This is a genomic window from Kribbella sp. NPDC050241 (assembly GCF_044459685.1).
In the GTDB taxonomy this organism is placed as follows: domain Bacteria; phylum Actinomycetota; class Actinomycetes; order Propionibacteriales; family Kribbellaceae; genus Kribbella.
In genome coordinates this window covers 174,897-198,152 of sequence record NZ_JBITJE010000010.1, presented here as the reverse complement: position 1 = coordinate 198,152, position 23,256 = coordinate 174,897, and the positions used below count along the sequence as shown (strand labels likewise).

The following is a 23,256-nucleotide window of genomic DNA, read 5'->3' as shown; positions in this document are numbered from 1 at the left end:
CGTTCCTGTTTGTGCGATGATTTTCTGCATGCTCGAAACCTCGTCGCGGTTGCTGTCTCTCCTGGCGTTGCTGCAGGCCCGGCCGGCCTGGACCGGCACCGAGTTGGCTGAGCGGTTGGAGGTGACGACGCGGACGATCCGCAACGACATCGAACGGCTTCGCGAGCTCGGGTATCCGGTCGACGCGACTCGAGGTGCCGCTGGGCACTATCAGTTGGGCGTTGGTGCCAAGCTCCCGCCGTTGCTGCTGGATGACGAGGAGGCGGTGGCGGTCGCGGTCGGCTTGCGGACGGGCGCCGGTGTTGTCGGAATGGCGGACAGCAGTGTGCGGGCGTTGACGAAGCTGGAGCAGGTGCTGCCGCATCGGCTCCGGCGTCAGGTGAATGCGATCAGCAGCACGATGGAGAAGGGTCCTGACAACACTGGCTCCAACGTGGCGGATCCGGAGATCGATCCTGGGGTGCTGACGGCTATCGCGGCCTGCATTCGGGATGAGCATTACCTGCGTTTCGACTACGAGATCCCCGTGGATGTGCCGATTCGTGGCCCAGGGTCAGGGGTCGGGAGCGATCTGCCGATTCTCGTTGAGCCGTATCGTCTGGTGAGCTGGCAGCGGTACTGGTACCTCGTCGCGCGGGACGATTCCGACGTATGGCGGACGTACCGGGTCGACTGGATGTCGTTGCGGATGGCAACCGGTCGGCGCTACAACCCCCGGCCGATGCCGGGTGACGACTACACCGAGTTCGTACTCCGGGATGTCGCGTCCACCGGGTGGAAGGTGCACGCCCGGATCACGGTGCTTGCTCCCGCGCAGGAGGTCCTGTCCCGGATCCATGCCGCCGTTGGGATTGTGGAGTCGGTGGACGAGAACACCAGCGTCCTCGTCACCGGCGCTGATTCGTTGGAGATCGTTGCCGTCTACATCGGCATGCTCGGCATCGACTTCCGCGTCGACGGCCCGCCAGCCTTGATCGACCACCTCAAAACCATCGGCAACCGCTACCTGAACGCAATCCCGTAGAGGCTTAGGAGTGGTCTGTGCCTAGGCCGGCGTTGCGGGCTTGGATTATGGCGGTGGAGCGGTCGGCTATGCCTAGTTTGGTGAAGATGGCGGAGACGTTGTTGGCGACCGTTTTGGGGGCGAGGTCCAGGCGGGTGGCGATGGCGGGGTTGGAGAGGCCGGCGGCTAGCAGGTCGAGGATCTCGCGTTCGCGGGTGGTGAGTTCGGGGAACGGGTCGGTGGTGGGTGGTGGGGCGGAGAAGAAGCCCAGGACTCGGCGGGCGATGCCGGGGCCGAAGATGGCCTCGCCGGCGGCGACTGCGCGGATCGCGCGGGCGATCTCTTCCTGTTCGGCGCCTTTGACCAGGTAGCCGCGGGCGCCGGCGCGCATCGCGGCGAACACCGAGTCGTCGTCCTCGAACATTGTCAACACGAGTACGGCGACCTCCGGCGCGGACCGGACCAGTTCGCGGGTCGCGGCGAATCCGTCGATGTCGGGCATCTGCAGATCCAGTACGGCGACGTGTGGCCGGGTGGTGATGACCTCACGGATCGCCTCTCGTCCGGTCTTGGCAACACCGACCACCTCGATGCCCGGCAACGACGTCAGCAAGGCAGCGAGCCCAGCGCGAACAACCGGGTGATCGTCGGCAAGCACAACCCGGATCGTCTCGTCCCCAGGCGAAAGCTGGTCGGCGGGCGTCGTCATCTGGGCTCCAAGGGGAAGTGGGCTTGGACTTTGCCGCCGGTGGGAGTAGGGCCGGCTTCCACGTGGCCGCCCAGTTCGGTGGCTCGGTCGTGCATGGCTTGGAGGCCTACGCCCGGGCGCCAGGCGCCGTTGGGTGGGCCGTTGTCGGTGACTTCGACTTCCAGGTCGGGGCCGCAGCGTAGAGCGAGTACGGCGATGGTCGCGTGCGAGTGCTTGACGACGTTGTTCAGCGCTTCGGTGGCGATCCGATAGGCAGCGACCTCCAGAGCTGCGGGCAGTGCCGGCAGTCCGTCGGCCGAAACCTCCACCTGAACGGCCGCGCCGTCTGCACGGAAGGACAACTGGTCTGCTCGCTGTCGCAGAGCTCCGACCAGGCCGAGTTCGTCCAGCGCGGGTGGTCGCAGATTGTCAACAAGCCTACGTACGTCGGCGATCGCGGTGCGCGTGTCGGCGCGCAAGGTGGCCAGGAGGTCACCCGCCTTGACCGGATCAGTCGACACCAGATTGGCGGCGGCGTCCGCGGTGAACGCAACGCCGGTCAGCGTGGGGCCGAGGCCGTCGTGCAGATCGCGGCGGATCCGCCGGCGCTCCTCTTCTCGCGCGGAGACCAGTTTCTCCCTCGACGACTGGAGTTCTGTCGACAATCGGGTTGCATGCACGGCAGCGGCGAGTGGTACGGCGACCAGCGCGAGAACGTCGCGGTCCGTCGACGACACCGTGGACTCGCCGGATCGCAAGCCGACCTCGAGCGCTCCGACGACCCGGCCGCCGTACTCGAGTTCCAGCGGTACGACGGTCTGCGGTGGCGTGCCGTCCGTGGCGACAGTCGTGTTGTCGACAATCAGACCGACGTACGGGAACCGGAGAGCGGCGCGGATGGCGGCGACCACGCCGGGGAGGCCGGCCGTCAGTTGCTCGCCGGCACCGGCACCGGAGCCGGCGCGGGCACCGGTGCGGGCAGCGGTTCGGGCTCCGGCGGAGAGTTGCTCGCCGACCCGGGACGCGACGCGGGCGGGGTCGCGGCGGTCGCCGTACAGGGCGCGGTCGACGAGGCTCTGGAGACGGGGAAGGATCGGCGCGAGGATCAGCGCGAGGAGCACAGTGATCGCGGCGGATCGGCCGACGTGCGACGAGATCAACGTGCCGAGGAGCGCGGCCAGGGCGGAATAGGCGCCGATGGCAACCAAGGACAGCAGCGCCCAGGTCAGCGCGCGGGAGACGACGAGCCGGATGTCGAGCAGCTGGTACCGCACGATCGCGACCGCAACCGCGATCGGGATGAGCGGAATTGTCAACAATACAAAGATCGGCGTGCCCGCGACGAAGGACCACGGGGTGACGAAGAGCAGCGCGATGACGGTGGCCAGAACCAGCCACAGGAGTTGTCGGCGACCCATCTCGTCGGCGCGGCGGTAGCGGATCAGCAGGCAGACGACGGCGATCAGGATCGCGACCAGGTCGCGGGCCTCGGTCACTGTCCAGAGGGGCTGGAGCTCGTCGTACGAGGGAATGGTCAGGTAGCCACTGGACGTGCCGGGGGTCAAAGTGTCGCCGCTGCCGACCATCTCGAGGACGAACAGTGGTGCGGTGGCGATAATGCCGATCGCGGCCCAGCGCCACCGTGGTGAGAGCAGATGGCCGGTGGGGAACAAGAGCAGGGCGAGCGGGAGGAACAGGCCGATCGACCATGGCCACGCCGCCAGAGCGACGGTGACGGTCAGGCGTTGAATCGTGCTCCCGTCCGGGAGAGCTACGGCGAGCGGCCCGCCGAAGGCGGTGGTGGCGTGGCCGATGCCGTCGGCGATGAAGAGCCAGCCGATCGGGTTCGACGGGCGGTGCCAGGCGATCACTGCACCGCAGAGTCCGAAGGTCAGGCCCATCAGGCCGTTCGTCACCACGAACGCGTCCACGAGTTCCGGCCAGCTCAACCCGATCGCGGCGGCGATCGCCAGTCCGGCGACAACCTCGGCGACGGCGAACGCACCCAGACCGCCCGCGAGCAAGCGCTTCGACGGGGCGCTGGATGCGGTCATACCGGCAGTGTGCGCCCGGAGGTGTCCTGACGTCTCGGGAACGCGATCCCGGATCGGCCGGGGAGCTGCCTGGACCGCTGGGAGTGCGGCCCCAAGTGAAACCACCGGCCGGCGCGCGACGGTGGAGCGGTCAGAACCTGTTGAGGGGGTAGCGAGATGTCTGGAAGGAACAAGGCCGGGCTGGTTGTGCTCGGGCTGTTGTCGGTGGTGGATCTGTTCACGCCGCTGCTGACCGATGGGGAGCACCCGCCGATGGAGATCGCGGTCGGTGCGGCCGTGGTCGGGCTGGTCAGCCTCGTGCTGGTCGGGTTCGCCTGGCGGGGAACGCGGTGGGCGTTGGCGCCGCTGATCACCCTGCGGATCGCCTCGGCGCTGTTCGCTGTACCGGCGTTCTTCGCGTCCGATGTCCCGGCGCCGGCAGTCGCCGCCGCGGGGATTGGCGTAGCACTGACGATCTTCGGTGTGATCGCGGTGCTGCTGCCGTCGCGTGAGCTGGTGGGTGCGCGATGAGCCAGACGATGACGCGTACGACGGGCGCCGATGTCCGTCCCGTCTCGCGGTGGTTCACGGCTCTGATCCTGCCGATCGGACCGGCCGCGATCGCGCTGCTGCGGTACTTCCTGCCGTACGACACGGTGGATGACGTGTCGACGATCGTCACGAAGATTGTCGACAATCTGGATCGAAGCTCGATGGTGATCTGGCTCGGCTTCATCGGGATCCTCACGTTGGTCCCGGGTGCCTACGCTGTCGGCCGGCTCACCCGCCGGCGGGCTCCATGGCTGACCGCGATCGCGCTCTTCCTCGTCGTACCGGGGTATCTGGCGCTGCCGTGGACTGCGTCCAGCGACCTGTTCACCTGGTCGGCCGGGACGGCGGGGCTGGACGTCGGGACGATCACCAAGGCGGTCGACGTGACGCACGGATCGATGAATCTGGCCGGTGCGATCTTCGTCTTCGGGCACGTGGTCGGGACTGTCGTGCTGGGGATCGCGATGTGGCGGTCGCGGATCGTGGCTCGGTGGGCCGCGGTGGCGGTGATGGTGTCGCAGCCGATCCACTTCGTCGCGGCGATCATCGTGCCCAGCCACGCGCTGGATCTGTTCGGCTGGGGTCTGCAGGCAGCCGGGTTCGCCGCGGTCGGGTGGGCGATCCTCCGGATGACCAACGACGAATGGCAGCCGTTGCCCTGAAGGGCCGTGTCTTCAAGGGCCTTCTGGGAAAGGGCTTCGGGGGTGGGCTCGTCCGGCGCTAGTCTCGGCGTACTGAAGGGGGAGATCAGATGACGGAGACGCAGGTGCCGGACGAGCCCGTGGTCGACGCGACGCGGGGGAGCTTCAGGCTCACGCACGTCGCGGAGCAGAACATCGAGCGGCAGGCGTTCATCCTCGACCAGATGGCGTCGCGGCCGGCCGTGAAGGCGCTGAAGACGTGGGCGCTTCAGCAGTTGGCACCGGCGCCGGGGGAGACGGCGGTCGACGTCGGTTCGGGCACGGGCGAGGACGTGGTCACCTTCGCGGAGTTGATCGGACCGGACGGCCACGCGATCGGTGTCGAGCCGAATCCAGGCCTCCGCGCCGAGGCAACCCGACGAGCCGAGTCAACACGACGGGCCGAGGCAGCACGAGGGTCCGACGCAGCACGAGAGGCCGAGGCGGTACGACGGTCGGCCGGTGCACAGGTGGAATACGTCGACGGTCATGCGGAGGCGCTCCCGTTCGCCGACGAGTCCGTGGACGTCCTGCGCTGTGAGCGCGTCCTGCAGCACGTCGACAATCCGACCGCGGTGGTGCAGGAGATGACGCGCGTACTCCGTCCCGGCGGGCGGATCGCCCTGATCGACACGGACTGGGCGACAGCCATCATCCATCCGGCCGACCCCGACGTACTGCAGCGAATGGTCGGCTACTTCCTGTCCGAGTCCGCCAATCCGTTCTCCGGAAGACAACTCCGCGGCCTGCTGGCCCAAGCCGGCTTGGAGATCACCGGCGAGACCGCGTCCACCTGGATCGAAGCGCAGGATGGCGCACGGCAGGGCTTCATCGCGATGATGCATCTGACCGCCGCCCAGGCCGGCGTGATCACCCCGGCCGAGGCGGATGCGTTCTCCCGATCCCTCAACGAAGCAGCCGACCGAGGCGCCTTCCACATGTCGCTGACGATGTACGCCGTCAGCGCGCTCAAATCCCGTGCTGTTTGAGGAAGGCGACCGTGCGGGCCATCGAGGTCGGCCAGGCGGGGCCGAAGGCGTGTTCCTCGCCGGGGTAGGTGTACATCGTGGCGTCCTTGCCGGCGGCCTTCAGCGCGGCGAGAGTCTCGCGCGACCAGGAGATCGGGCAGGTCGAGTCGGACGTGCCGTGGTGGATCAGGACCGGTTCGGTGACCCGGTCGAAGAAGTTCACCGGTGACACGTTGCGCCAGAACGTCGGGTTCCGCGCCGGTTCGCCGTACGCGCCCACGATCGCTGTGGCGACCGGCCGCTCGTCCCGGGTCCAGCGGTTGAAGTTGTCGACAGTGTCGGAGCTGACCGGAGCGAAGACGACGCCGGCCTTGACCAGCCCGGGTTGCGCGACCAGCACGTTGTAGGTGATCCCGCCGCCCATCGACCGGCCGAGCAGTCCGATCCGCTCCGGGTCGACGTACTGCGACGTCCGGAGCGCGAGGACCGCGTTGATCACGTCCTCGGTGTAGCCGAGGCGCAGGTTGAGTTCGGCTCGTGCGTCGTCGGTCGACTGCGCGTGGTTGCGGTAGTCGGTGTGCAGTACGACGTACCCGCGGCGCGCGAGGTAGTCCTGCTCACGCATCAGGCCGCGGCCGTTGGTGTAGACGGCCGGGTCGATGTAGCCGTGGTTCAGGACGAGGGCCGGGTGTGGTCCGGGCGTGGTCGGCACGTTCATGATCCCGGAGATCGTCAGCCGGCCGCTGGAGTACGTCACGTGATAGCGCGTGTAGGCGGCATTGCGCGCCAGTACGCGGACGAGGCGCAGGTTGCGGCCGTCGTACTTCTTCGCGATCAGCGCCTGCAGTGAGACGGGATGGGGCGCGGCCGTCGGCGTGGGCGTTGGCGCTGCGGAGGAGCGAGTGGGCGAGGAAACAGCGGATGGCGTGGCCGGGGTCGAGGTGGCCACACTCGGAGTGGACGCAGGGGGTGCCGCATCGTCGTCGCTGGTACACGCGACCGCGGCCGTCGTCGCGAGTGCGGCGACTCCCGCCCACGCCATCCGCCGGTTCATGTCATCCAGTCTGCCGTCGTACGCCGCGAATCCAGCGAAAGATCCGGCAACGATTGTCGGCACGGTGTGTTCGGCCCGATCCGGTCCGTGATTTCGCCGCAATTCCAGTCGGAGTACAGAATGCACGATTACTGCCGCGTACCGTGAATTGTTCGCGCTTTTCCGCGTGCCATGGCAGCATTTTGGCCCGGACGGTCGATTGTTCAAGTTGGGGGACTTGAAATATGTCGCGAGCCAGACGGGCAATACACCGGCAACGACGACCGATGCTGCTGGTCACCGTGGGGGTGATCGCCGCGGTCGTCGCCGCCGCGGGCGTGGCGATCGCGCAACTCGGGTCGGGTGACAAACCAACGGTTCAGCCTCCACCCACTGCGGATCATGCTGGACACAATGCAAGCCATCCGGCACCGACAGCGAGCGTGTCCGAGCCGGCGCGGAATGTCACCAGCAGGGCGCCCGCCGATGCGTGTACTGCGGAGATCCGGACGACTGAGGCCGTCGTTGCCGCGGCTCGGACGGCTGCCGGGCATTGGCGCGAACACGTTCAGGCCAGGACCGATTTACTGAGCGGCAAGAATTCCGAAGAGGTCACGAAAGCGATCTGGAAGCGGACGCGCCTGGCCGGACCGGCAGATATCGCAGCGCTGAATACCGCCGTGACCGCGCAGGCCAGGTCCGCGGGTGGCTGCGCGAAACTTACCGGGAGTACGGCCGCGGCCTGCAAACAGCGAATGGCCGTCCTCGGCCGGGTAGCGACCGCCGATCGCGCGGCCGCCGCCGACTGGGCCCACCACCTGTCGATGATGGCCGCTCACGCGGCAGGCGACTTCGGCTCGGAACACGCGCAGGCGCTGTGGGTCTCAGCCTGGTCCTCGGCTCCGAAGAACCTCAACGCGGCGACCCGAGCCAACGCCGACCTCGCCGCAGCCCCGGTCTGCCGCCCGGCCTGAGCAGACGACCCGCGCCCGGCCTGAGCTGAGGCCGCGCGCCCGGCCTGAGCTGAGGACCGGCTGGGCCACTGGACAATCAGTACGGCGGACAGCACGAGCGCACCACCGAGCCACTGGATCGGCGTGAGTACCTCGCCGAACACGACGGCCGCCGCGATCACCGTCACGACCGGCTCGAGGATCGACAGGATCGACGCGACCGACGGGCCGACCCGGGCCATCCCGGCGAAGAACAACAGGATCGCCGCGACCGTGCTGACGAGGGCCAGGGCGCCCAGCCACAACCACCCGGCCGGCGCGAAGCCAAGATCGGTGCCGCCGCGTACGAGCCCGGTCAGCAGGAACGTGCCGAAGGCGCCGGTGCAGACCAGTGCCGCAAGCGCGAGCGGGGAGATGTCGACCCGATCACCAACCAGGATGTAGCCGGTGTAGACAATCGCCGCGCCCAGCGCCAGCAGTGCGCCGACCATGTCGAACCGGCCGGTCGCCGCGCCACTGAGTACCAGCCCGATTCCGACCAGCGCCAAGCCGAGTGCCCACACTCTCCGCCGCGATGCGCGCTCTCGTCGCAGCACGACGGCGCCGGCCATGACCAGCACGGGGTAGACGTACAGGATCAGCGCCACCAGCGACGCGTCGATCCGGGCCAGCGCGGAGAAGTACAGACCGGCCTGTGCCGCATAGCCGAAGACGCCCATCCCCAGACCGGCGAGCACGGCCGTGCGGGGGAGGTTGCGCAGCGCGCCGCGGGCCAGCGCGATCGCCAGCAGCACCGCACCCGCGAGACCGAAGCGGACCAGTAACAGCGCGTCGACCGACACACCAGCGTCGTACGACAGTTTGCCGAACACGGCCATCGCCCCGAACCCGGCGGCGGAGAGAAGACAGAAGAGAGCACCCACGGCATCGATGGTCGGGCCAACCGATTGTTCACGTCCATCGCGGCTTCCTGGACAGCATCGTGTAGCTATTCTGAACAGATGCTGGACCTGCATCGCCTCCGACTTCTGCGGGAAGTCCACGGTCGCGGCACCGTGCACGGAGCGGCCCGCGCCCTCGGTTACACGCCCAGCGCCATCTCGCAGCAGCTGTCCGTGCTGGAGCGGGAAGCAGGGACTCCGCTGCTCGAACGCATCGGGCGCAACGTCCGGTTGACCGCGGCTGGTCAGGTTCTGGTCCGGCATGCATCGATCCTGCTCGAGGGCGTGGAGGCAGCGGAGGCGGAGTTGGCCGCGGTAGCGGCGGGCCGGGTGGCCGGGGTTGTTCGGGTCGCGTCCTTCCAGTCCGCGTTCCTGCGCATCGTGGCTCCGGCCGTGCGGGCCTTGGCCGCTAGCCACCCTGAGATCCGCATCGAGGCCGCCGAGACCGAGGTGGAGCAGGCCGCGCCGGCTCTCAGGTTGCAGCAACTGGACGTGGTGGTCGGCGACGAGTACGACGGTCAGCCGCGGGCCGTGCATGCCGACTTGGTTCGCGAGCGTTTGCTGCGCGAACAGATCCGCGTCGTGCTGCCCGAAGATCATCCCGAGGCTGCCGCCGGCCGAGTGTCGATCACGCGCCTGGCCGACGTTCCGTGGGCGTCTTGCCAACCCGGCACCGGCCATCGCGAGATGCAGGTGCGGGTCTGCCGGGAGCTCGGTGGGTTCGAACCGGATCTGCGCTACAGCTCGGACGACTTCCTGATCCTGCTCGAGTTGGTTCGTACGACGGGTGCCGGCGCGCTCCTCCCGGACCTGGTCCTAGGCCACGGCGCGCCGTCAGGAGTCGCGGTCAAGCTTCCGGCTGAGGGCTCAGTCGGCCGTGAGGTCTTCCTGCTGACGCGACGTACCCAGACCCCGGCGGTCGCCGCCGTCGCGGACGCACTCCGCGCAGCGGCCGGCGAAAGCCTCTAGATCCAAACCAGGCTGGTGTCGGTCCGCCAGCTGTAGCTGCCGGTCCGGATAGGGCTGCTCTGTGAACAGAGGTTCGCGCTCAGCTCGTGGCCCCGGTACCTCATGGCGAAACGGCTAACACCAGCTCTTGCCAGTCGTGCATTCTTGTCTGACAATCTTAGGACCCGACGACTCCGGAGGCGCGATGCACACCGAGCCCGAGCAGCAGGCCCCAGCCGCCGATTCCGATCCGGACTGGCCGTTGGCGGCCACGCGGTGGGCCCAGATCACGTTGGCCGAGGACGATCCCGCGCACTTCGACGCGGACTTCTGGTTGCAGTTGATGCGCGACAGCAAGTCGAACGCGACCTGCATCAGCGCCGGCGGGTACGTCGCCTACTACCCGACGCGGCTCGAGTACCACCACCGCAGCAAGTACCTCGGCGACACCGATCCGTTCGGCACCCTGGTCGAGGGCGCCCGCAGCCTCGGCATGAGCGTGATGGCGCGTGTCGACCCGCACGCGATCCACGCCGACGCGGCCGAGGCGCATCCGGAGTGGCTCGCCCGCGACCGCGACGGCAACCCGATCGAGCACTGGGCGTATCCCGGCATCTGGCTGACGTGCGCGTTCACGTCGTACCACCGGGAGTTCATCACCGACGTGATCCGCGAGATCGTCCGCGACTACGGCGTCGACGCGGTCTTCGCGAACCGGTGGGAGGGGTACTACGGCATCTCCTACAGCGAGGCCGCGCGCAAGTCGTTCCGCGACGAGACCGGCCTCGAGTTGCCCGCCGCCGAGTACGCCGAGGGCTGGCCGGAGTACGTCGCCTGGCGCCACCGGAGACTCGGTGAACTCGTCGGCATCTGGGACCAGGCGGTCCGCGACCTCCGTCCGCATGCTCGCTTCGTCCCGAACCTGGGTGCACTCGCCGCGCGCGACCTGGCCCGCGATCTGGCCGAGCCACTCGCGCCGCTGTTCATCATCGACAAACAAGGCCGGCACGGGATCGAAGCGCCCTGGGCCGCGGGCCGCAACGGCAAGCGCAACCGCGGTGTCTTCCCGGATCGACCAGTCCGCCTGATTACCTCGGTCGGCCCGGAGCACCAGTACCGCTGGAAGGACTCGGTCGCGCCGGGCGAAGAGGTGAAGACCTGGATTGTCGACGGGTTCGCCCACGGCGCGCTGCCCTGGTTCACCAAGTTCAACGCGAGCGTGCCGGACCACCGCTGGGTGCAGCCGATTGTCGACGCCTTCAACCTGCACGCGACCGTCGAGCCGGTACTGCGCGACCTGCGCATCACCGCCGAGGTGGCCCTGCTCGACCCGACCCGCACGGGCCAACTCCACGCCGGCGACCACGATCACGAGGACGGCTTCTACCAGGCGCTGGTCGAGGCACGGGTCCCGTTCGAGTTCGTCTCCGACCAACTCCTGTCCGCCGAACGGCTCAGTCCGTTCAAGCTCGTCGTCCTCGCGAACGCCGAGCAACTCAGCGACGAGCAGTGCGCAGTCCTGCGTGAGTACGTCGCCCAGGGCGGTTCACTCGTGGCGTCGTACCAGAGCTCCTTGTACGACGAACACGGGCAGGCGCGGGCGGACTTCGGACTCGGCGATGTGCTCGGGGTTCGGTTGAGCGAGCCGAGTCGTGCGGTGAAGAACAACTACATCGCGCTGATGGACGAGCATCCGCTGAACGCGGGCTTCGAGGGAACGACCCGCATCATTGGCGGCACCAACATCCTGGGCGTCGAGGCGACCGGGGTCGTTCCGTGGAGGTTCATCCCGGACTTCCCGGATCTGCCGATGGAGGAGGTGTATGCGCGGGAGGCGCCGGACCGGCCCGCGGTGATCTGCACCGAGAACGCGAACGGCGGCCGGACCGTCTACTTCCCGTTCAACCTCGGCGCGATCTTCTGGGAGGCGCTCCAGTCCGACCACGGCCGGCTGATCGCGAACGCCGTCGGCTGGGCGCTCGGCAAGGCGCCGGAGGTGACCGTCGAGGGCGCCGGCCTGGTCGACGTCGCGGTCCATCGCGGTGATTCCGGCGTGGCCGTTGCCTTGGTCAACCTGACGAACCCGATGGCGATGCGCGGCCCGATCCGCGAGACCCTCCCGCTGCCGCCCCAGCGTGTGTCGATCGCCGTACCGGATCGGCCGGTGAAGGTGCGGCTGCTGGTCGCGGGGGTGGATGTCGAGCCGGCGGTCGTCGACGGTCGCGCGGAGATCGTCATCCCGACCGCGGGCCTGCTGGAGGTCGTGCATGTGGATTGGGGCGACGCATGAGGATCGGATTCGTCGGTCTCGGGGTGATGGGTCGGCCGATGGCAGCCAACTTGCTTGCTGCCGGCCACGAACTCTCGCTGTACCGCGGCCGTACCGATCTCGAGGGCCACGTCTGCCGCTCCGCGAAGGAGGCGGCCGAGCGGTCCGAGGTCGTCATCCTGATGGTCCCGGACACTCCCGACGTCGAGTCAGCGCTGTTCGGTCCTGACGGTGTGGCCGCGGGCCTCCGAAAGGGCTCGCTGGTGATCGACATGAGTTCGATCTCGCCGACCGCGACCGTCGGGTTCGCGGCGCGGATCGAAGAACTGGGCTGCGCCTACCTCGACGCACCGGTGTCAGGTGGGGAGGTCGGTGCGCGGGACGCGACGCTGACGATCATGGTCGGCGGGCGGCCGGAGGTGTTCGAGCGAGCCCGCCCGATCTTCGCGACGCTCGGCAAGAACGTCACGTTGATCGGCGGCGCCGGCGCCGGCCAGACCGCGAAGGTCGCGAACCAGATCGTTGTCGCTCTGACCATCGAGGCCGTGGCCGAGGCGCTGCTGTTCGCCAAGGCTGCCGGCGCGGATCCGGCCGTCGTCCGCGAGGCTTTGATGGGCGGCTTCGCGAGCTCCCGGATCCTCGAGTTGCACGGCGAGCGGATGGTGAAGCAGACCTTCGACCCGGGGTTCCGGATCCGCCTGCACCGCAAGGATCTCGGCCTCGCCGTCCAGGCGGCCGCCGAGCTCGACCTGGCCCTGCCCAACACCGCCGCGACCCAGCAGTTGATGAACGCCGCCATTGCGGATGGTGACGGCGATCTCGACCACTCCGCGCTCTACCGCACGCTGCGCCGGGGGCCGGCATGAGGCTGTGGTGGCACGACCCGTTCCGGATGTTCCAGACCAACCTGCGCGAGATCGACGCCGGGCTGGATGTGGAGAAGGTGCTCGATTATCTGGAGGAGTTCGGTGCCAACACCTGGCTGCTGAGCGTCGGCGGGATCCTGTCGAACTACCCGACCGACCTCGACTTCCAGACCCGCAACCCGCACCTGGCCGAGCGTCCTTCCGGCGACCTGGTCGGCGACGCCGTGAAGGCGGCCGCGCGCCGCGGGATCCGGGTGATGGGCCGGATGGACTTCTCCAAGATCGACCACCGCCGGGCCGAGGCCCACCCGGATTGGTGTTTCGTCGGACCGCAGGGCGCGCGCCAGGTCTACAACGGCCTGACCAGCGTCTGCCCGAGCGGCGACTACTACCAGGTGAAGTTGTTCGAGGTCCTCGATGAAGTCCTCGATCGCTACCCACTCGACGGCTTCTTCTGCAACTGGATGTCGTTCAACGAGGTCGACTACAGCCGCGTGTACCACGGCGTCTGCCACTGCGTGTCCTGCCACGAGCGGTACGACGGGCCGCTGCCGGACGGGCGGGATTCGCCGGGCTATGAGGACTGGCAACTGTTCTCGGCAACGGTTCTCGCCGACCTGACACAGCGGATCCGGGATCATCTCGCGGCCCGCCGGCCCGAGGCGCCGCTCGTGCTCGGTGACCAGGCCGACATCGTGTTCCACGAGGCGAACAACGCCGTCGGCCGGCGCCTGTGGCACCACCGCACCAGCGAAGCCGTGAGTGCCGCGAAGACCTACCGCCCGACGGTCCCGGTGCTGACGAACTCGGTCGGATTCGTGGACATGCCGTATCGGATGGCGAGCGAGGATCCTCATCACTTCGCGCAGTATTTGCTCCAGGCAATCGCTCGTGGCGCGAATCCGTCGACGTACATCATGGGGACGCCGTCGGACAATCCGTACGCGTGCCTGCAGGTCGCGGGGGAGCTGACCAGGTTCCATCGCGATCATCAGGACGTCTATCGGGACCTCGTGCCGGCCGCCGAGACGTTGCTGGTCAGGCCGAAGGAAGGCTCGACGCCCGACTTCCAGGGGCTCTACCTGTCGTTGCTCCAGCGTCACGTGCCGTTCGATGTGCTGCCGGAGAAGCGGCTCCTCGACGTCGACCTGCGCCGTTATCGGGTGATCGTGCTGCCCGATCTTGGAGTGGTCGAGCTCGGGGAGTACGACGGTGGGATTGTTGCCACGGGTGCCACAGAGGTGGAGCGACTGCCTGTGAGGCGGTTGGCGAGCTACGAGACCGAAGCAGCTACACGGGGGTTGCATCTCCAGGGGTGGGGTGCCTGTGGTCGGGGCCTTTCACGTGGTCGAGGCCGGACCGGGTGTCGAGACGGACTTGCCGGCGCTGTCCAGAGCGCCGTACGGGCCGCCGGAGAAGTGTCATGGGCAGGTGCAGCTCGAGCATCCGGGGGTCGTCAAGCGTGGCAACACGGTGCTGTTCCCGTGGACTATCGGGCGTTCGTACCGGGAGGTCGGGCTGGGTGTGCACCGGGACCTCTTTGTCGACGAGGTGATCGGGACCGGAGGGCCGTCAATGGCGACGGACCTGCCGGAGCAGATCGAGATCGTGCTCGGCCGGTCCGCGGCCGGGACGGTCGTGCATCTGCTGAACAGATCGGGGGATACCGACCAGCGGTTCGCTCCGCCCGTCCCCGTCGGTCCGGCGCGGCTACGGCTGCCGGACGGTGTGCGGGAAGTCGAAGCGCTGCGGTCCGGTGAGCGCCTGCCGGTGACCGACGGCTGGGTGCAGGTGCCGGAGATCGGGTTGTTCGAAGCACTGATCTTTGACGTCCTCCCCACCGTCAAGGCGGAGATTCCAATCACTACGCGGAGGTAGCAAGTTGAGGTTCACGCTTCAGCGAGATCCAGGCAGGCGTCTCTCGGCGTGCACTGACGGCCCGTCCGGCCGCGATGTTGACAGCCGCATTCACGTCCGCATTCGCCCGATATCCGCAGGCCACACACCGAAACACCGCTTGACTCTCGCGGTTCTCCGGGGCGCAATGCCCGCAGACGCTGCAGGTCTGCGACGTGTACGCGGGGTTCACCTTCTCAACCCGTCCCAATGCCTTGTGCTCCAGGCGACGTATCAGGACACCCCAACCATTGGTCAGGATGCCACGATTGAGACCGGCCTTGGCGCGGCGCCGGTTCGGCAGGTACTTACCCGACCGCTCGGGATCGGGTTTCGGTTGAGGCCGCCGGACCATCTGGCCGACACGCAGGTCTTCGATTCGGATGACGTCGAATCGCCGTGCCAACTCGGTGCTGGTCTTCTCCACCCAGTCCTTGCGGCGGTCGCCAGCGCGGGCGTGCAGCTTGGCAATCGCCGTCTTGGTCCGCCGACGCCGGCTGGAACCGCGATGGCACCGGGCCAATCGGCGTTGCAGGTGCTTGAGCCGTGCCTCCTCGCGTTCCGACAGCCCGGGACACAACAGGAGTTCACCGGTACTCAGCGCGGCCGACACCGTCACACCTCGGTCCAATCCAGCGACCTCGCTCGTCCCCGGTGCGGGGATCGGCGGCGGGACAACGGCGAACGCGAGGTGCCAGCGACCTGCCCGGTCCTTGGTCACACGGTACGACTTCGCCTCCGGAACCGGGCGGGACAGGCGGAACCGCACCCAGCCGACCTTCGGCACGAGGACGATGGCCCACTTTCGGTTCAGTTTGACTATCCGGGACGCCTGGGGCCCGACGACGCGAAACCCCTCGTGCCGGCCCGTCTTGCGCCAGGTCGGACGCCGATGGCTCCCGGTGTAGAAGTTCCTGATGGCCTGGTCGAGGTCACGCAGCGCCTGCTGTTGGACCATGGTCGACCCGGCCCGCAGCCAGGCGAAGGTGGCTCGAGCGTCGGTCAGTTGCCGGCACTGCTCGACGTACCCAGGCGTCGAAGCCTTGTCGCGGGTCCACATCGACCACTGCTCAAGCGCCAGGTTCCACACGAACCGCGCGTGCTTGCAGTGCTCCAGCAACGCAGCGTTCTGCGCGGCAGTCGGGTACATCCGGAACCGAGACATGCCTCTAACTCAATCAGTCAGCACCGACAGTTCCAGACTTCCGACTGCAGGCGGTCGTGGTTCGTTCCAGACCTAGACGGTTCAACTCAGGTGAGGAGTGCGTTGTGGATCGACGAAGCTTTCTCAGGTTCGCCCTACTAGCGAGCGCAGCGACCACCGCGGCCGGGTGTAGTGGTGGCGGTGGTGGACCGTCGGGTGACGGCGGGAACGTGACGCTGCGCTATGCGTGGTGGGGCAACAACATCCGGCAGCAGAACTACACCAAGGCGCTGAAGCAGTTCAGTACGGCGAACCCGTCGATCGCGATCGAACCGGAGTTCGCGGAGTACACCGCGTTCCAGGAGCGGATGACGACCCAGATCGCGGCACGCGACGTACCGGACATCTTCTGGATCGCGTCGCCGCAGGTGATGACGTACCACAAGAGCAAGTTGTACCGGAAGCTCGACGACATCCCGACGCTGAACTGGGGTGACTACAGCAAGCAGGACCAGGAGACGTTCAAGCTGGCCGGCGAGCTGAACACGTTGCCGTTCGCAATTTTCACGCCGGTGATCCGCTACAACGAGACCGTCACCAAGGCCGACGGGGTCACGATCCCGGCCGAGGGCGCGGGCTGGACCTGGGACAGCCTCGCCGAGCTGCTGGTTGCCTACAGCAAGAACAATCCGGGCAAGCGGAAAGGTACGCCCTACGCACCGGACCACGACCTGACGTTCGAGGCGTGGCTGCGGCAGCGAGGCGAGCAGCTGTGGACCCAGGACGGTCAGGCCGGGTTCACCGTCGACGGACTGGCGAGCTGGCTCGACTGGTGGGAGAAGCTGCGCAAGGCCGGTGGTGCGCTGTCGCTCAGCGAGCAGGAGGGGATGGGCCCGGACTGGGCGCAGGTGGGGAAGAAGGTCCTGGTGAACTTCGGCAACTCCAACCACATCATCGACGACGCGAAGATGTTCCCGAAGGAGAAGTTCCGGCTGCGTGCGGCGCCGATCGCGCCGACCGCGGAGGCAGGTCACAAGTACCTGTACTTCCCGCGGATGGCGATCTACCAGCGGATCGACGACGGCAACCTCGAGGCGGCCGGCAAGGTGCTCGACTACAACGCGAACAACCCCGAGATGCTGAAGACTGTCCGCCTGACCATGGGCGCACCGACGAATCCGAAGGTGGCCGAGCAGGCGAAGGCGTTCGCCAGCCCGGACGAGAAGGAGATGCTCGCCGTCGTCGAGAAGGAGCGGGCCGCCGAGCGCAAGCCGCGCTACGAGGCACCGCCGGGATCGAGCACCTGGCGTACGACGATGACACGGATCTGCGAGGAGATCGCGCTCGGCAAGACGAGTGTCCCGGACGGCGCGAAGAAGTTGCTCGATGACGTGAACGCCGGGATCAAGCGGGCCGCATGAGGTCGCGGTCAGCGTTCCACCTCAACCGTCAGGGGAGGGCAGCCCACGTCTTCCTGATCCCCTGGCAGCTGGGCTTCCTGCTGATCACCGCGGTGCCGCTGTTCGCGTCGCTCTATCTGGCGTTCACGAACTACGACATCCTGAACCCGCCGGAGTGGACCGGGCTGGAGAACTTCCAGCGGATGATCGACGACGACCAGTTCTGGGCGTCGGTGAAGGTGACCCTGATCTACGTGGTGGTGTCGGTGCCGCTGCAACTCGGCTTCGCGCTGCTGCTGGCACTGATCCTCGACCGTGGGCTGAGCGGACTCGCGTTCTACCGCAGCGCGTTCTACCTGCCGTCGCTGCTGGGGTCTTCGGTAGCTATCGCGATTCTGTGGCGGGAGATCTTCGGCGACGACGGACTGATCAACAAAGGGCTGGCGTTGATCGGGATCCACGGCGAGAGTTGGTTGCAGAACCCTCGCACTGCGCTGGCGACCCTGATCGTGCTCAACGTCTGGACGTTCGGGTCGCCGATGGTGATCTTCCTGGCGGGTCTGCGGCAGATCCCGGACGAGCTGTACGAGGCGGCGAAGGTCGACGGCGCAGGAGTGTGGCGGCAGTTCACCCACGTGACGGTGCCGCTGCTCACGCCGATCATCTTCTTCAACCTGATCCTCCAGACGATCGGCGCGTTCCAGACCTTCACCCAGGCGCACATCATCAGCGGAGGCACCGGCGGGCCGGCGAACTCGACGCTGTTCTACACGCTGTACGTGTACCAGCAGGGTTTCGTTGCCTTCGACATGGGCTACGCGTCCGCGCTCGCCTGGGTGCTGATGGTGGCGATCGCCGTCGTCACCGCACTGCACTTCCTGGTCTCGAAGTACTGGGTCTTCTACGGAGACAGCTGATGGCGACTCTGACCGCAGGTGAGGTGATCAGCAGCCCGGCGCCGGTCCGGCAGGGCCGCTTCCGGTCCGTCCTGAAGCACGCCGGGCTGCTGGTCTTCGTGGCGTTCATGATCTATCCGCTGGTGTGGATGGTCGTCAGCGCCTTCAAACCGCCCGAGCAGATCCTGACCGAGCCGGGCATCATCCCGTCCGAGTGGACATTCGAGAACTTCAAGGAAGGCTGGCATGCGCTGAACCGGCCGTTCTCGGTGTTCTTCGTCAACTCGCTGATCGTCACTCTCGGGTCGATTGCCGGCAATCTGTTCTCCTGCTCGTTGACGGCGTACGCGCTGGCCCGGTTGCAGTTCCGGATGCGGAAGGTCTACTTCGCGATCACGCTGGCCTCGGTGATGCTGCCGTTCCACGTGCTGGTGATCCCGCAGTACATCTTCTTCTCCCAGCTCGACCTGGTGAACACCTACTGGCCGCTGCTGATCCCGAAGTTCCTGGCCACCGACGCGTTCTTCGTCTTCCTGATGGTGCAGTTCATCCGGACCCTGCCGCGCGAGCTCGACCGGGCCGCCTGGATCGACGGTGCAGGCCCGTTCCTGACCTTCTGGTACGTCGTCCTGCCGCTGATGCGACCGGCGTTGGTGACCACTACGATCTTCACGTTCATCTGGACGTGGAACGATTTCTTCGTACCGTTGATCTACCTGACCAGGACGCAGGTGTTCACCGTGCCGGTGGCGCTGAACTCCATGGTCGATTCCGAGACCCAGAGTGGGGTGGGCATGCTGTTCGCGATGTCGTTGCTGTCACTGGTTCCGATCCTGATCTTCTTCGCGGTCGCGCAGAAGTACCTGATCCGCGGGATCGCCACGACGGGGCTGAAGTGATGAGGATCGTTGTGGTGGGCAAAGAGTCGCCGGTGTACGTCGAGGCGGCCGCCGGCGCCGAGCTGCGGTTCGTCGAGTCCCTCGACGACGCGTCGGACCTGTTCGGTGAGATGGAGGCCGTGATCGGCCGGGTGCCGCCGCATGTGCTGGCGAAGGCGCCGAAGCTGCGGTGGGTGCACAGTCCGTCAGCCGGTGTCGACGCCGACCTGACGCCGGAGATGCTGGCGTCGCCGGTGGTGCTGACGTCCAGTGCGGGCAACGGCGGCATCTCGCTGGCCGAGCATTCGCTGCTGCTGATGCTCATGCTGAACCGCGACGTGCCGCGCTGGATGCGCGCCCAGGCGGAGCACCGCTGGGACCACTTCGTCCACAGCGAGCTGGCCGGCTTGACGGTCGGCATCTACGGTCTCGGCAACTCCGGGATCGACCTCGCGCTGAAGGCGAAGGCGTTCCACATGCGGGTGCTGGGCGTACGTCGGCGCCCTGAGCAACCATCGCCGAACGTCGACGAGTTGTGCTCGCTGGACCAACTGCTGGCCGAATCGGACTTCGTCGTGGTCACCGCACCACGGACGCCCTCGACGGCAGGGGTGTTCGACTCCGACGCGTTCGCGCGGATGAAGTCGTCGGCGTACTTCATCTGCATCTCCCGCGGCGGGATCGCGGACGACGACGCCTTGCTGGAGGCGTTGCGGACCGGACAGATCGCGGGAGCCGGACTCGACGCGCACGGCGTGGAACCGTTGCCGCCGGAGAGCCCGTTCTGGTCGTTGCCCAACGTCATCGTCACGCCACACAACGGAGCCACCAGCACCGGTACGAGGCGCCGCAGCCAGGAGATCGTGGCCGAGAATCTGCGTCGTTTCGTCGCCGGCGAGCCGCTGCACAACATCGTCGACAAGTCCGCCGGATATTAGGGCGTGTCTCCCGAGCCCACGCCTACTGCGCGGCGCTCGGCGGGCACCTCGCTGAGCTGGAGCGAAGGGCACGATGGAACCACATCGAACCCTCCGCTCCAGCTCACCGAGGCACTCCGCCGAGCACCTGCTCGCTACGGCGTGGGATCGGGAGACACACCCTAGTGCCACGCCCGTACACTTGCCTGACCAGTTGGATTCCACAGGGGGTGCAGTGAGTACCGAAGCGCGCCTGGAGCTCGGGCCGTCCTCGCTGACCGATGCGCTGTACGAGTCGGTTCGCAAGCGGATCGTGAACGGCGAGATCCCGCAGGGCGAGAAGCTCACCGAGGTCCGGCTGGCGGGCGAGTACAACGTGGCCCGGCCGACCGCGAAGGCGGCGCTGGAGCGACTCACTGCACTCGGCCTACTCCGGCGTACGGCCCACAAAACGGCGGTCGTCCCGGTGCTCGACCAGGCCGAGATCCGGGACCTGTTCTTCAGCCGGATGACGATCGAGAAGGCGGCGGTGTCCGCGCTGGCCGCGACCGGCGAGGTGCCGGCCGACGCGGCCCGTGCGCAAGTGGCGATCGAGTACGCGGCTCGCGACCGTCTCTTCGAGAACCAGGTCGAAGCCGACATCGCGTTCCACACCGCTTTGGTCGCCGCGGTCGGGAGCCGGCGGTTGTCCCGGATGCACGAGCTGATCATCGGCGAGGTGCACCTGACGATGGGCCAGTACCAGGCCCACCGGAAGGCTGCGCCGACCACTGTGGCCGAGGAGCATGCCGCCATCCTCAAGGCGATCGAGGATGGGACTCCCGCTGCCGCCGCCGAGCATCTCGCCTACCATCTCGAACAGGCCCAGGGCCGGCTGCTCACCACGCTGCAGCAGGCGTCAGACGAGGTCGTGCCGCAGTAGGACGGTGCGTCCGTCGAACGCGCGGGTCTCGGCCAGGCGCAGCGTGCGGCGACCGGTCGGCTGGTAGACGGGCTTGCCGCCACCCAGGATCACCGGGTGCACGATCACGTGGTACTCGTCGAGCAGCCCGAGCTCGGTCAAAGCAGCGGCGACCGTCGCGCTGCCGGTGAGCAGGATGTCCTTGCCCGGCGCGTCCTTGATCGCCCTGATCTCCTCGGCGGTCCGGACGATCCGGGTGTCCCAGTCCGCGCTCTCCAGCGTGGTCGACAGCACGACCTTCGGCGTCGTACGCCAGACCGGTGCGAACGCGACCGCGTGCTCGTCCGGGTTCATCGACTCGGCGTTCGGCCAGTACGACGACATCAGCTCCCAGACCTTCCGTCCGTACAGGAACGTGTCGGCCCGCTCCGTCAGCCCCATCGAGTACTCGCCGAGCTTCGGACCGAGCTCGGCCCAGTCGAACTCGCCGTTCGGCCCCTCGATGAACCCGTCCAGCGACTGGTGCACGTAGTACATGATCTTCCGCATGATGTCCTCCGGACGGTCTCTGCTTGTACCGTCTGGTCGGACCCGGCCGGTGGGCCTTGACATCGGATTCCAGGCATTGACGAAAGTCGGCGGGACAGGCAGGCTCGGGGTCGAACGGGCGGGTCTGGGGAGGGCCGGCTGCTCGTCGGGGGTTCAGACGCTCTCTGGGGTGAGGTTTCGCGCAACGCTCGACGGTCACAACCGGTTTGTGCGGCGCCGTGCTTTCACGCGCGCCGCTCCGCGACACAGCGACGGGCCGGGGAGCCGACATGGGCACGATCGACAACTTGAGGGAACGCACCCGCGGGCAGATCTTCACCGAAGGCGACGAGGGGTACGACGAGGGCCGCCGGGTTCGCAACGGCATGCACGACAAGCGTCCGCGGGTCATCGTGCGGTGTGAGAACGCCGGCGACGTGATGGCCGCGATCGATTTCGCGCGAACGAACGAGCTCGACCTTGCCATCCGGGGCGGAGGGCACAGCGTCCCCGGCTTCGGCACGGTCGACGACGGTGTGGTCATCGACCTCAGCGCCATGCGCGGGGTGCGGGTGGATCCGGCGACGCAGACGGCGCGGGCAGGCGGCGGCGCCACCTGGGGTGATCTCAACGACGCGGCGCACGCCTTCGGGCTCGCGGTCACCGGCGGCGTCGTGTCGACGACCGGTATCGGCGGACTGACCCTCGGCGGGGGAATCGGGTACCTCGCCCGCGGACTCGGGCTGTCCTGCGACAACCTGATCTCGGCGGACGTGGTGACTGCGGACGGGCAGTTCGTGGTCGCCAGCGAGAAGGACCACGAGGATCTCTTCTGGGCGTTGCGCGGCGGTGGCGGAAACTTCGGCGTGGTCACCGCGCTCGAGTACCGGTTGGCTCCGGTGTCGACGGTCTACGGCGGCCCGATGTTCTTCGAGATGTCGGACGCGACAGCGGTCGTGGCGGGCTTCCGCGACATGATCGGGGACGCACCCGAGCAGCTCGGCGGGTTCCCGGGCTTCCAGATCGCCCCGCCGCTGCCGTTCATCCCCGAGGATCGGCACGGCGACCACTTCGCGCTGATCGTGGGGTGCTGGGCGGGTGATCCGGACCGTGGCGAGGAGGAGATCTCGCGGTTCCGGGAGTTCGCGCCGGTGGTTGCCGAACATGTCGGGCCGATGCCGTACCCGGCGCTCAACAGCGCTTTCGACGCGCTCTACCCGACGGGTCTGCAGCACTACTGGAAGGCGAGCTTCGTCCGCGAGCTGACCGACGAGGCGATCCAGACGCACCTGCGCCACGCACCCAGCCTGCCGTCGGTGCACTCGACCGTGCACATCTACCCGATCGACGGAGCCGTGCACCGGGTGACCCCGGACGGCACCGCCTTCGCCTACCGGGACGCCAACTTCGCGACGGTGATCGCGGGGATGTGGCCGGACGCGGCGGACAACGAGGCGAACATCGACTGGGTGCGGTCGTACTACGACGACATCGCGCCGCACTCCGAGCCCGGCGGCTACATCAACTTCATGGCCGACGACGACCAAGGCCGGATCCGCGACAACTACCGGCAGAACTACGACCGGCTGGTCGAGGTCAAGCGCAAGTACGACCCGGGCAACCTGTTCCATCTGAACCAGAACATCGTGCCCTAGGCAACCAACGGCCGGGGGGGGGGGGGGGGGGGGGGGGGGGGGGGGGGCCGGGGGGGGGGGGGGGGGGGGGGGGGGGGGGGGGGGGGGGGGGGGGGGGGGGGGGACGT

The 23,256-nt window shown here is 67.6% G+C and carries 20 protein-coding genes; 14 read left to right on the top strand and 6 right to left on the bottom strand.

The genetic code is table 11. The annotated features are described in order from the left end of the window. Window positions 1–28: 28 nt before the first annotated feature. Window positions 29–1,024 carry a helix-turn-helix transcriptional regulator gene (locus tag ACIBG5_RS35210; RefSeq protein ID WP_396395846.1) on the top strand — a complete coding sequence of 332 codons (996 nt, stop codon included), beginning with the start codon at window positions 29–31 and terminating at the stop codon, window positions 1,022–1,024. 4 nt (window positions 1,025–1,028) lie between these two features. On the opposite strand, the gene ACIBG5_RS35205 is transcribed toward ACIBG5_RS35210, so the two are convergent. Continuing rightward, window positions 1,029–1,712 carry a response regulator gene (locus ACIBG5_RS35205; protein WP_396395845.1) on the bottom strand — a complete coding sequence of 228 codons (684 nt, stop codon included), beginning with the start codon at window positions 1,710–1,712 and terminating at the stop codon, window positions 1,029–1,031. Next, window positions 1,709–3,745 (bottom strand): histidine kinase, encoded by a 2,037-nt coding sequence (locus tag ACIBG5_RS35200; protein ID WP_396395844.1) that lies wholly within the window; start codon window positions 3,743–3,745, stop codon window positions 1,709–1,711. The genes ACIBG5_RS35205 and ACIBG5_RS35200 overlap by 4 nt, the downstream gene beginning before the upstream one ends. 156 nt (window positions 3,746–3,901) lie before the next feature. Between ACIBG5_RS35200 and ACIBG5_RS35195 the strand changes: the two genes are divergently transcribed. From ACIBG5_RS35195 to ACIBG5_RS35185, 3 genes are all read left to right on the top strand, one after another. Beyond that, window positions 3,902–4,255 carry a hypothetical protein gene (locus ACIBG5_RS35195; RefSeq protein WP_396395843.1) on the top strand — a complete coding sequence of 118 codons (354 nt, stop codon included), beginning with the start codon at window positions 3,902–3,904 and terminating at the stop codon, window positions 4,253–4,255. Window positions 4,256–4,263: 8 nt separating this feature from the next. Next, window positions 4,264–4,938, top strand: coding sequence for a hypothetical protein (locus tag ACIBG5_RS35190; RefSeq protein ID WP_396395842.1), 675 nt, complete (start codon window positions 4,264–4,266; stop codon window positions 4,936–4,938). A gap of 89 nt (window positions 4,939–5,027) precedes the next feature. Beyond that, window positions 5,028–5,945 carry a methyltransferase domain-containing protein gene (locus ACIBG5_RS35185; RefSeq protein ID WP_396395841.1) on the top strand — a complete coding sequence of 306 codons (918 nt, stop codon included), beginning with the start codon at window positions 5,028–5,030 and terminating at the stop codon, window positions 5,943–5,945. On the opposite strand, the gene ACIBG5_RS35180 is transcribed toward ACIBG5_RS35185, so the two are convergent. Continuing rightward, window positions 5,926–6,978: an alpha/beta hydrolase family protein gene (locus ACIBG5_RS35180; protein ID WP_396395840.1), complete on the bottom strand. Its 1,053-nt coding sequence runs from the start codon at window positions 6,976–6,978 to the stop codon at window positions 5,926–5,928. The genes ACIBG5_RS35185 and ACIBG5_RS35180 overlap by 20 nt on opposite strands. Window positions 6,979–7,792: 814 nt before the next feature. Then, on the bottom strand, window positions 7,793–8,833 hold the full coding sequence (locus ACIBG5_RS35175) for a DMT family transporter (protein WP_396395839.1): 1,041 nt from the start codon (window positions 8,831–8,833) through the stop codon (window positions 7,793–7,795). 78 nt (window positions 8,834–8,911) lie between these two features. On the opposite strand from ACIBG5_RS35175, the gene ACIBG5_RS35170 reads away from it, so the two are divergent. From ACIBG5_RS35170 to ACIBG5_RS35155, 4 genes are all read left to right on the top strand, one after another. Next, complete coding sequence (locus tag ACIBG5_RS35170) at window positions 8,912–9,820, top strand: LysR family transcriptional regulator (protein WP_396395838.1); 909 nt, start codon at window positions 8,912–8,914, stop codon at window positions 9,818–9,820. A 184-nt stretch (window positions 9,821–10,004) separates the two neighbouring features. After that, entirely contained in the window at window positions 10,005–12,089 is a 2,085-nt protein-coding gene (locus ACIBG5_RS35165) for an alpha-amylase family protein (RefSeq protein ID WP_396395837.1), read from the top strand. After that, complete coding sequence (locus tag ACIBG5_RS35160; RefSeq protein ID WP_396395836.1) at window positions 12,086–12,934, top strand: 2-hydroxy-3-oxopropionate reductase; 849 nt, start codon at window positions 12,086–12,088, stop codon at window positions 12,932–12,934. Before ACIBG5_RS35165 ends, ACIBG5_RS35160 begins: the two co-directional genes overlap by 4 nt. Further along, window positions 12,931–14,694, top strand: coding sequence for a hypothetical protein (locus ACIBG5_RS35155; RefSeq protein WP_396395835.1), 1,764 nt, complete (start codon window positions 12,931–12,933; stop codon window positions 14,692–14,694). The genes ACIBG5_RS35160 and ACIBG5_RS35155 overlap by 4 nt, the downstream gene beginning before the upstream one ends. Window positions 14,695–14,798: 104 nt before the next feature. On the opposite strand, the gene ACIBG5_RS35150 is transcribed toward ACIBG5_RS35155, so the two are convergent. Beyond that, window positions 14,799–15,995 carry an RNA-guided endonuclease InsQ/TnpB family protein gene (locus ACIBG5_RS35150; RefSeq protein ID WP_396395834.1) on the bottom strand — a complete coding sequence of 399 codons (1,197 nt, stop codon included), beginning with the start codon at window positions 15,993–15,995 and terminating at the stop codon, window positions 14,799–14,801. A 104-nt stretch (window positions 15,996–16,099) separates the two neighbouring features. Between ACIBG5_RS35150 and ACIBG5_RS35145 the strand changes: the two genes are divergently transcribed. The 5 genes from ACIBG5_RS35145 to ACIBG5_RS35125 all read left to right on the top strand — a co-directional run bounded on the left by ACIBG5_RS35145 (window position 16,100) and on the right by ACIBG5_RS35125 (window position 20,987). Continuing rightward, window positions 16,100–17,395 carry an ABC transporter substrate-binding protein gene (locus tag ACIBG5_RS35145; protein WP_396395833.1) on the top strand — a complete coding sequence of 432 codons (1,296 nt, stop codon included), beginning with the start codon at window positions 16,100–16,102 and terminating at the stop codon, window positions 17,393–17,395. Then, on the top strand, window positions 17,392–18,291 hold the full coding sequence (locus ACIBG5_RS35140; protein WP_396395832.1) for a carbohydrate ABC transporter permease: 900 nt from the start codon (window positions 17,392–17,394) through the stop codon (window positions 18,289–18,291). The genes ACIBG5_RS35145 and ACIBG5_RS35140 overlap by 4 nt, the downstream gene beginning before the upstream one ends. Next, window positions 18,291–19,169, top strand: coding sequence for a carbohydrate ABC transporter permease (locus ACIBG5_RS35135; protein WP_396395831.1), 879 nt, complete (start codon window positions 18,291–18,293; stop codon window positions 19,167–19,169). The genes ACIBG5_RS35140 and ACIBG5_RS35135 overlap by 1 nt, the downstream gene beginning before the upstream one ends. Further along, window positions 19,169–20,086 carry a D-2-hydroxyacid dehydrogenase gene (locus ACIBG5_RS35130; RefSeq protein WP_396395830.1) on the top strand — a complete coding sequence of 306 codons (918 nt, stop codon included), beginning with the start codon at window positions 19,169–19,171 and terminating at the stop codon, window positions 20,084–20,086. Before ACIBG5_RS35135 ends, ACIBG5_RS35130 begins: the two co-directional genes overlap by 1 nt. A 214-nt stretch (window positions 20,087–20,300) precedes the next feature. Further along, window positions 20,301–20,987 carry a GntR family transcriptional regulator gene (locus ACIBG5_RS35125; RefSeq protein ID WP_396395829.1) on the top strand — a complete coding sequence of 229 codons (687 nt, stop codon included), beginning with the start codon at window positions 20,301–20,303 and terminating at the stop codon, window positions 20,985–20,987. Here the strand turns inward: ACIBG5_RS35125 and ACIBG5_RS35120 are convergent. Continuing rightward, on the bottom strand, window positions 20,964–21,515 hold the full coding sequence (locus ACIBG5_RS35120; protein ID WP_396395828.1) for a dihydrofolate reductase family protein: 552 nt from the start codon (window positions 21,513–21,515) through the stop codon (window positions 20,964–20,966). The genes ACIBG5_RS35125 and ACIBG5_RS35120 overlap by 24 nt on opposite strands. 269 nt (window positions 21,516–21,784) lie before the next feature. On the opposite strand from ACIBG5_RS35120, the gene ACIBG5_RS35115 reads away from it, so the two are divergent. Next, a complete protein-coding gene (locus tag ACIBG5_RS35115; protein ID WP_396395827.1) occupies window positions 21,785–23,149 on the top strand; it encodes an FAD-binding oxidoreductase in 1,365 nt (454 codons plus the stop codon). Window positions 23,150–23,256: the final 107 nt, after the last annotated feature.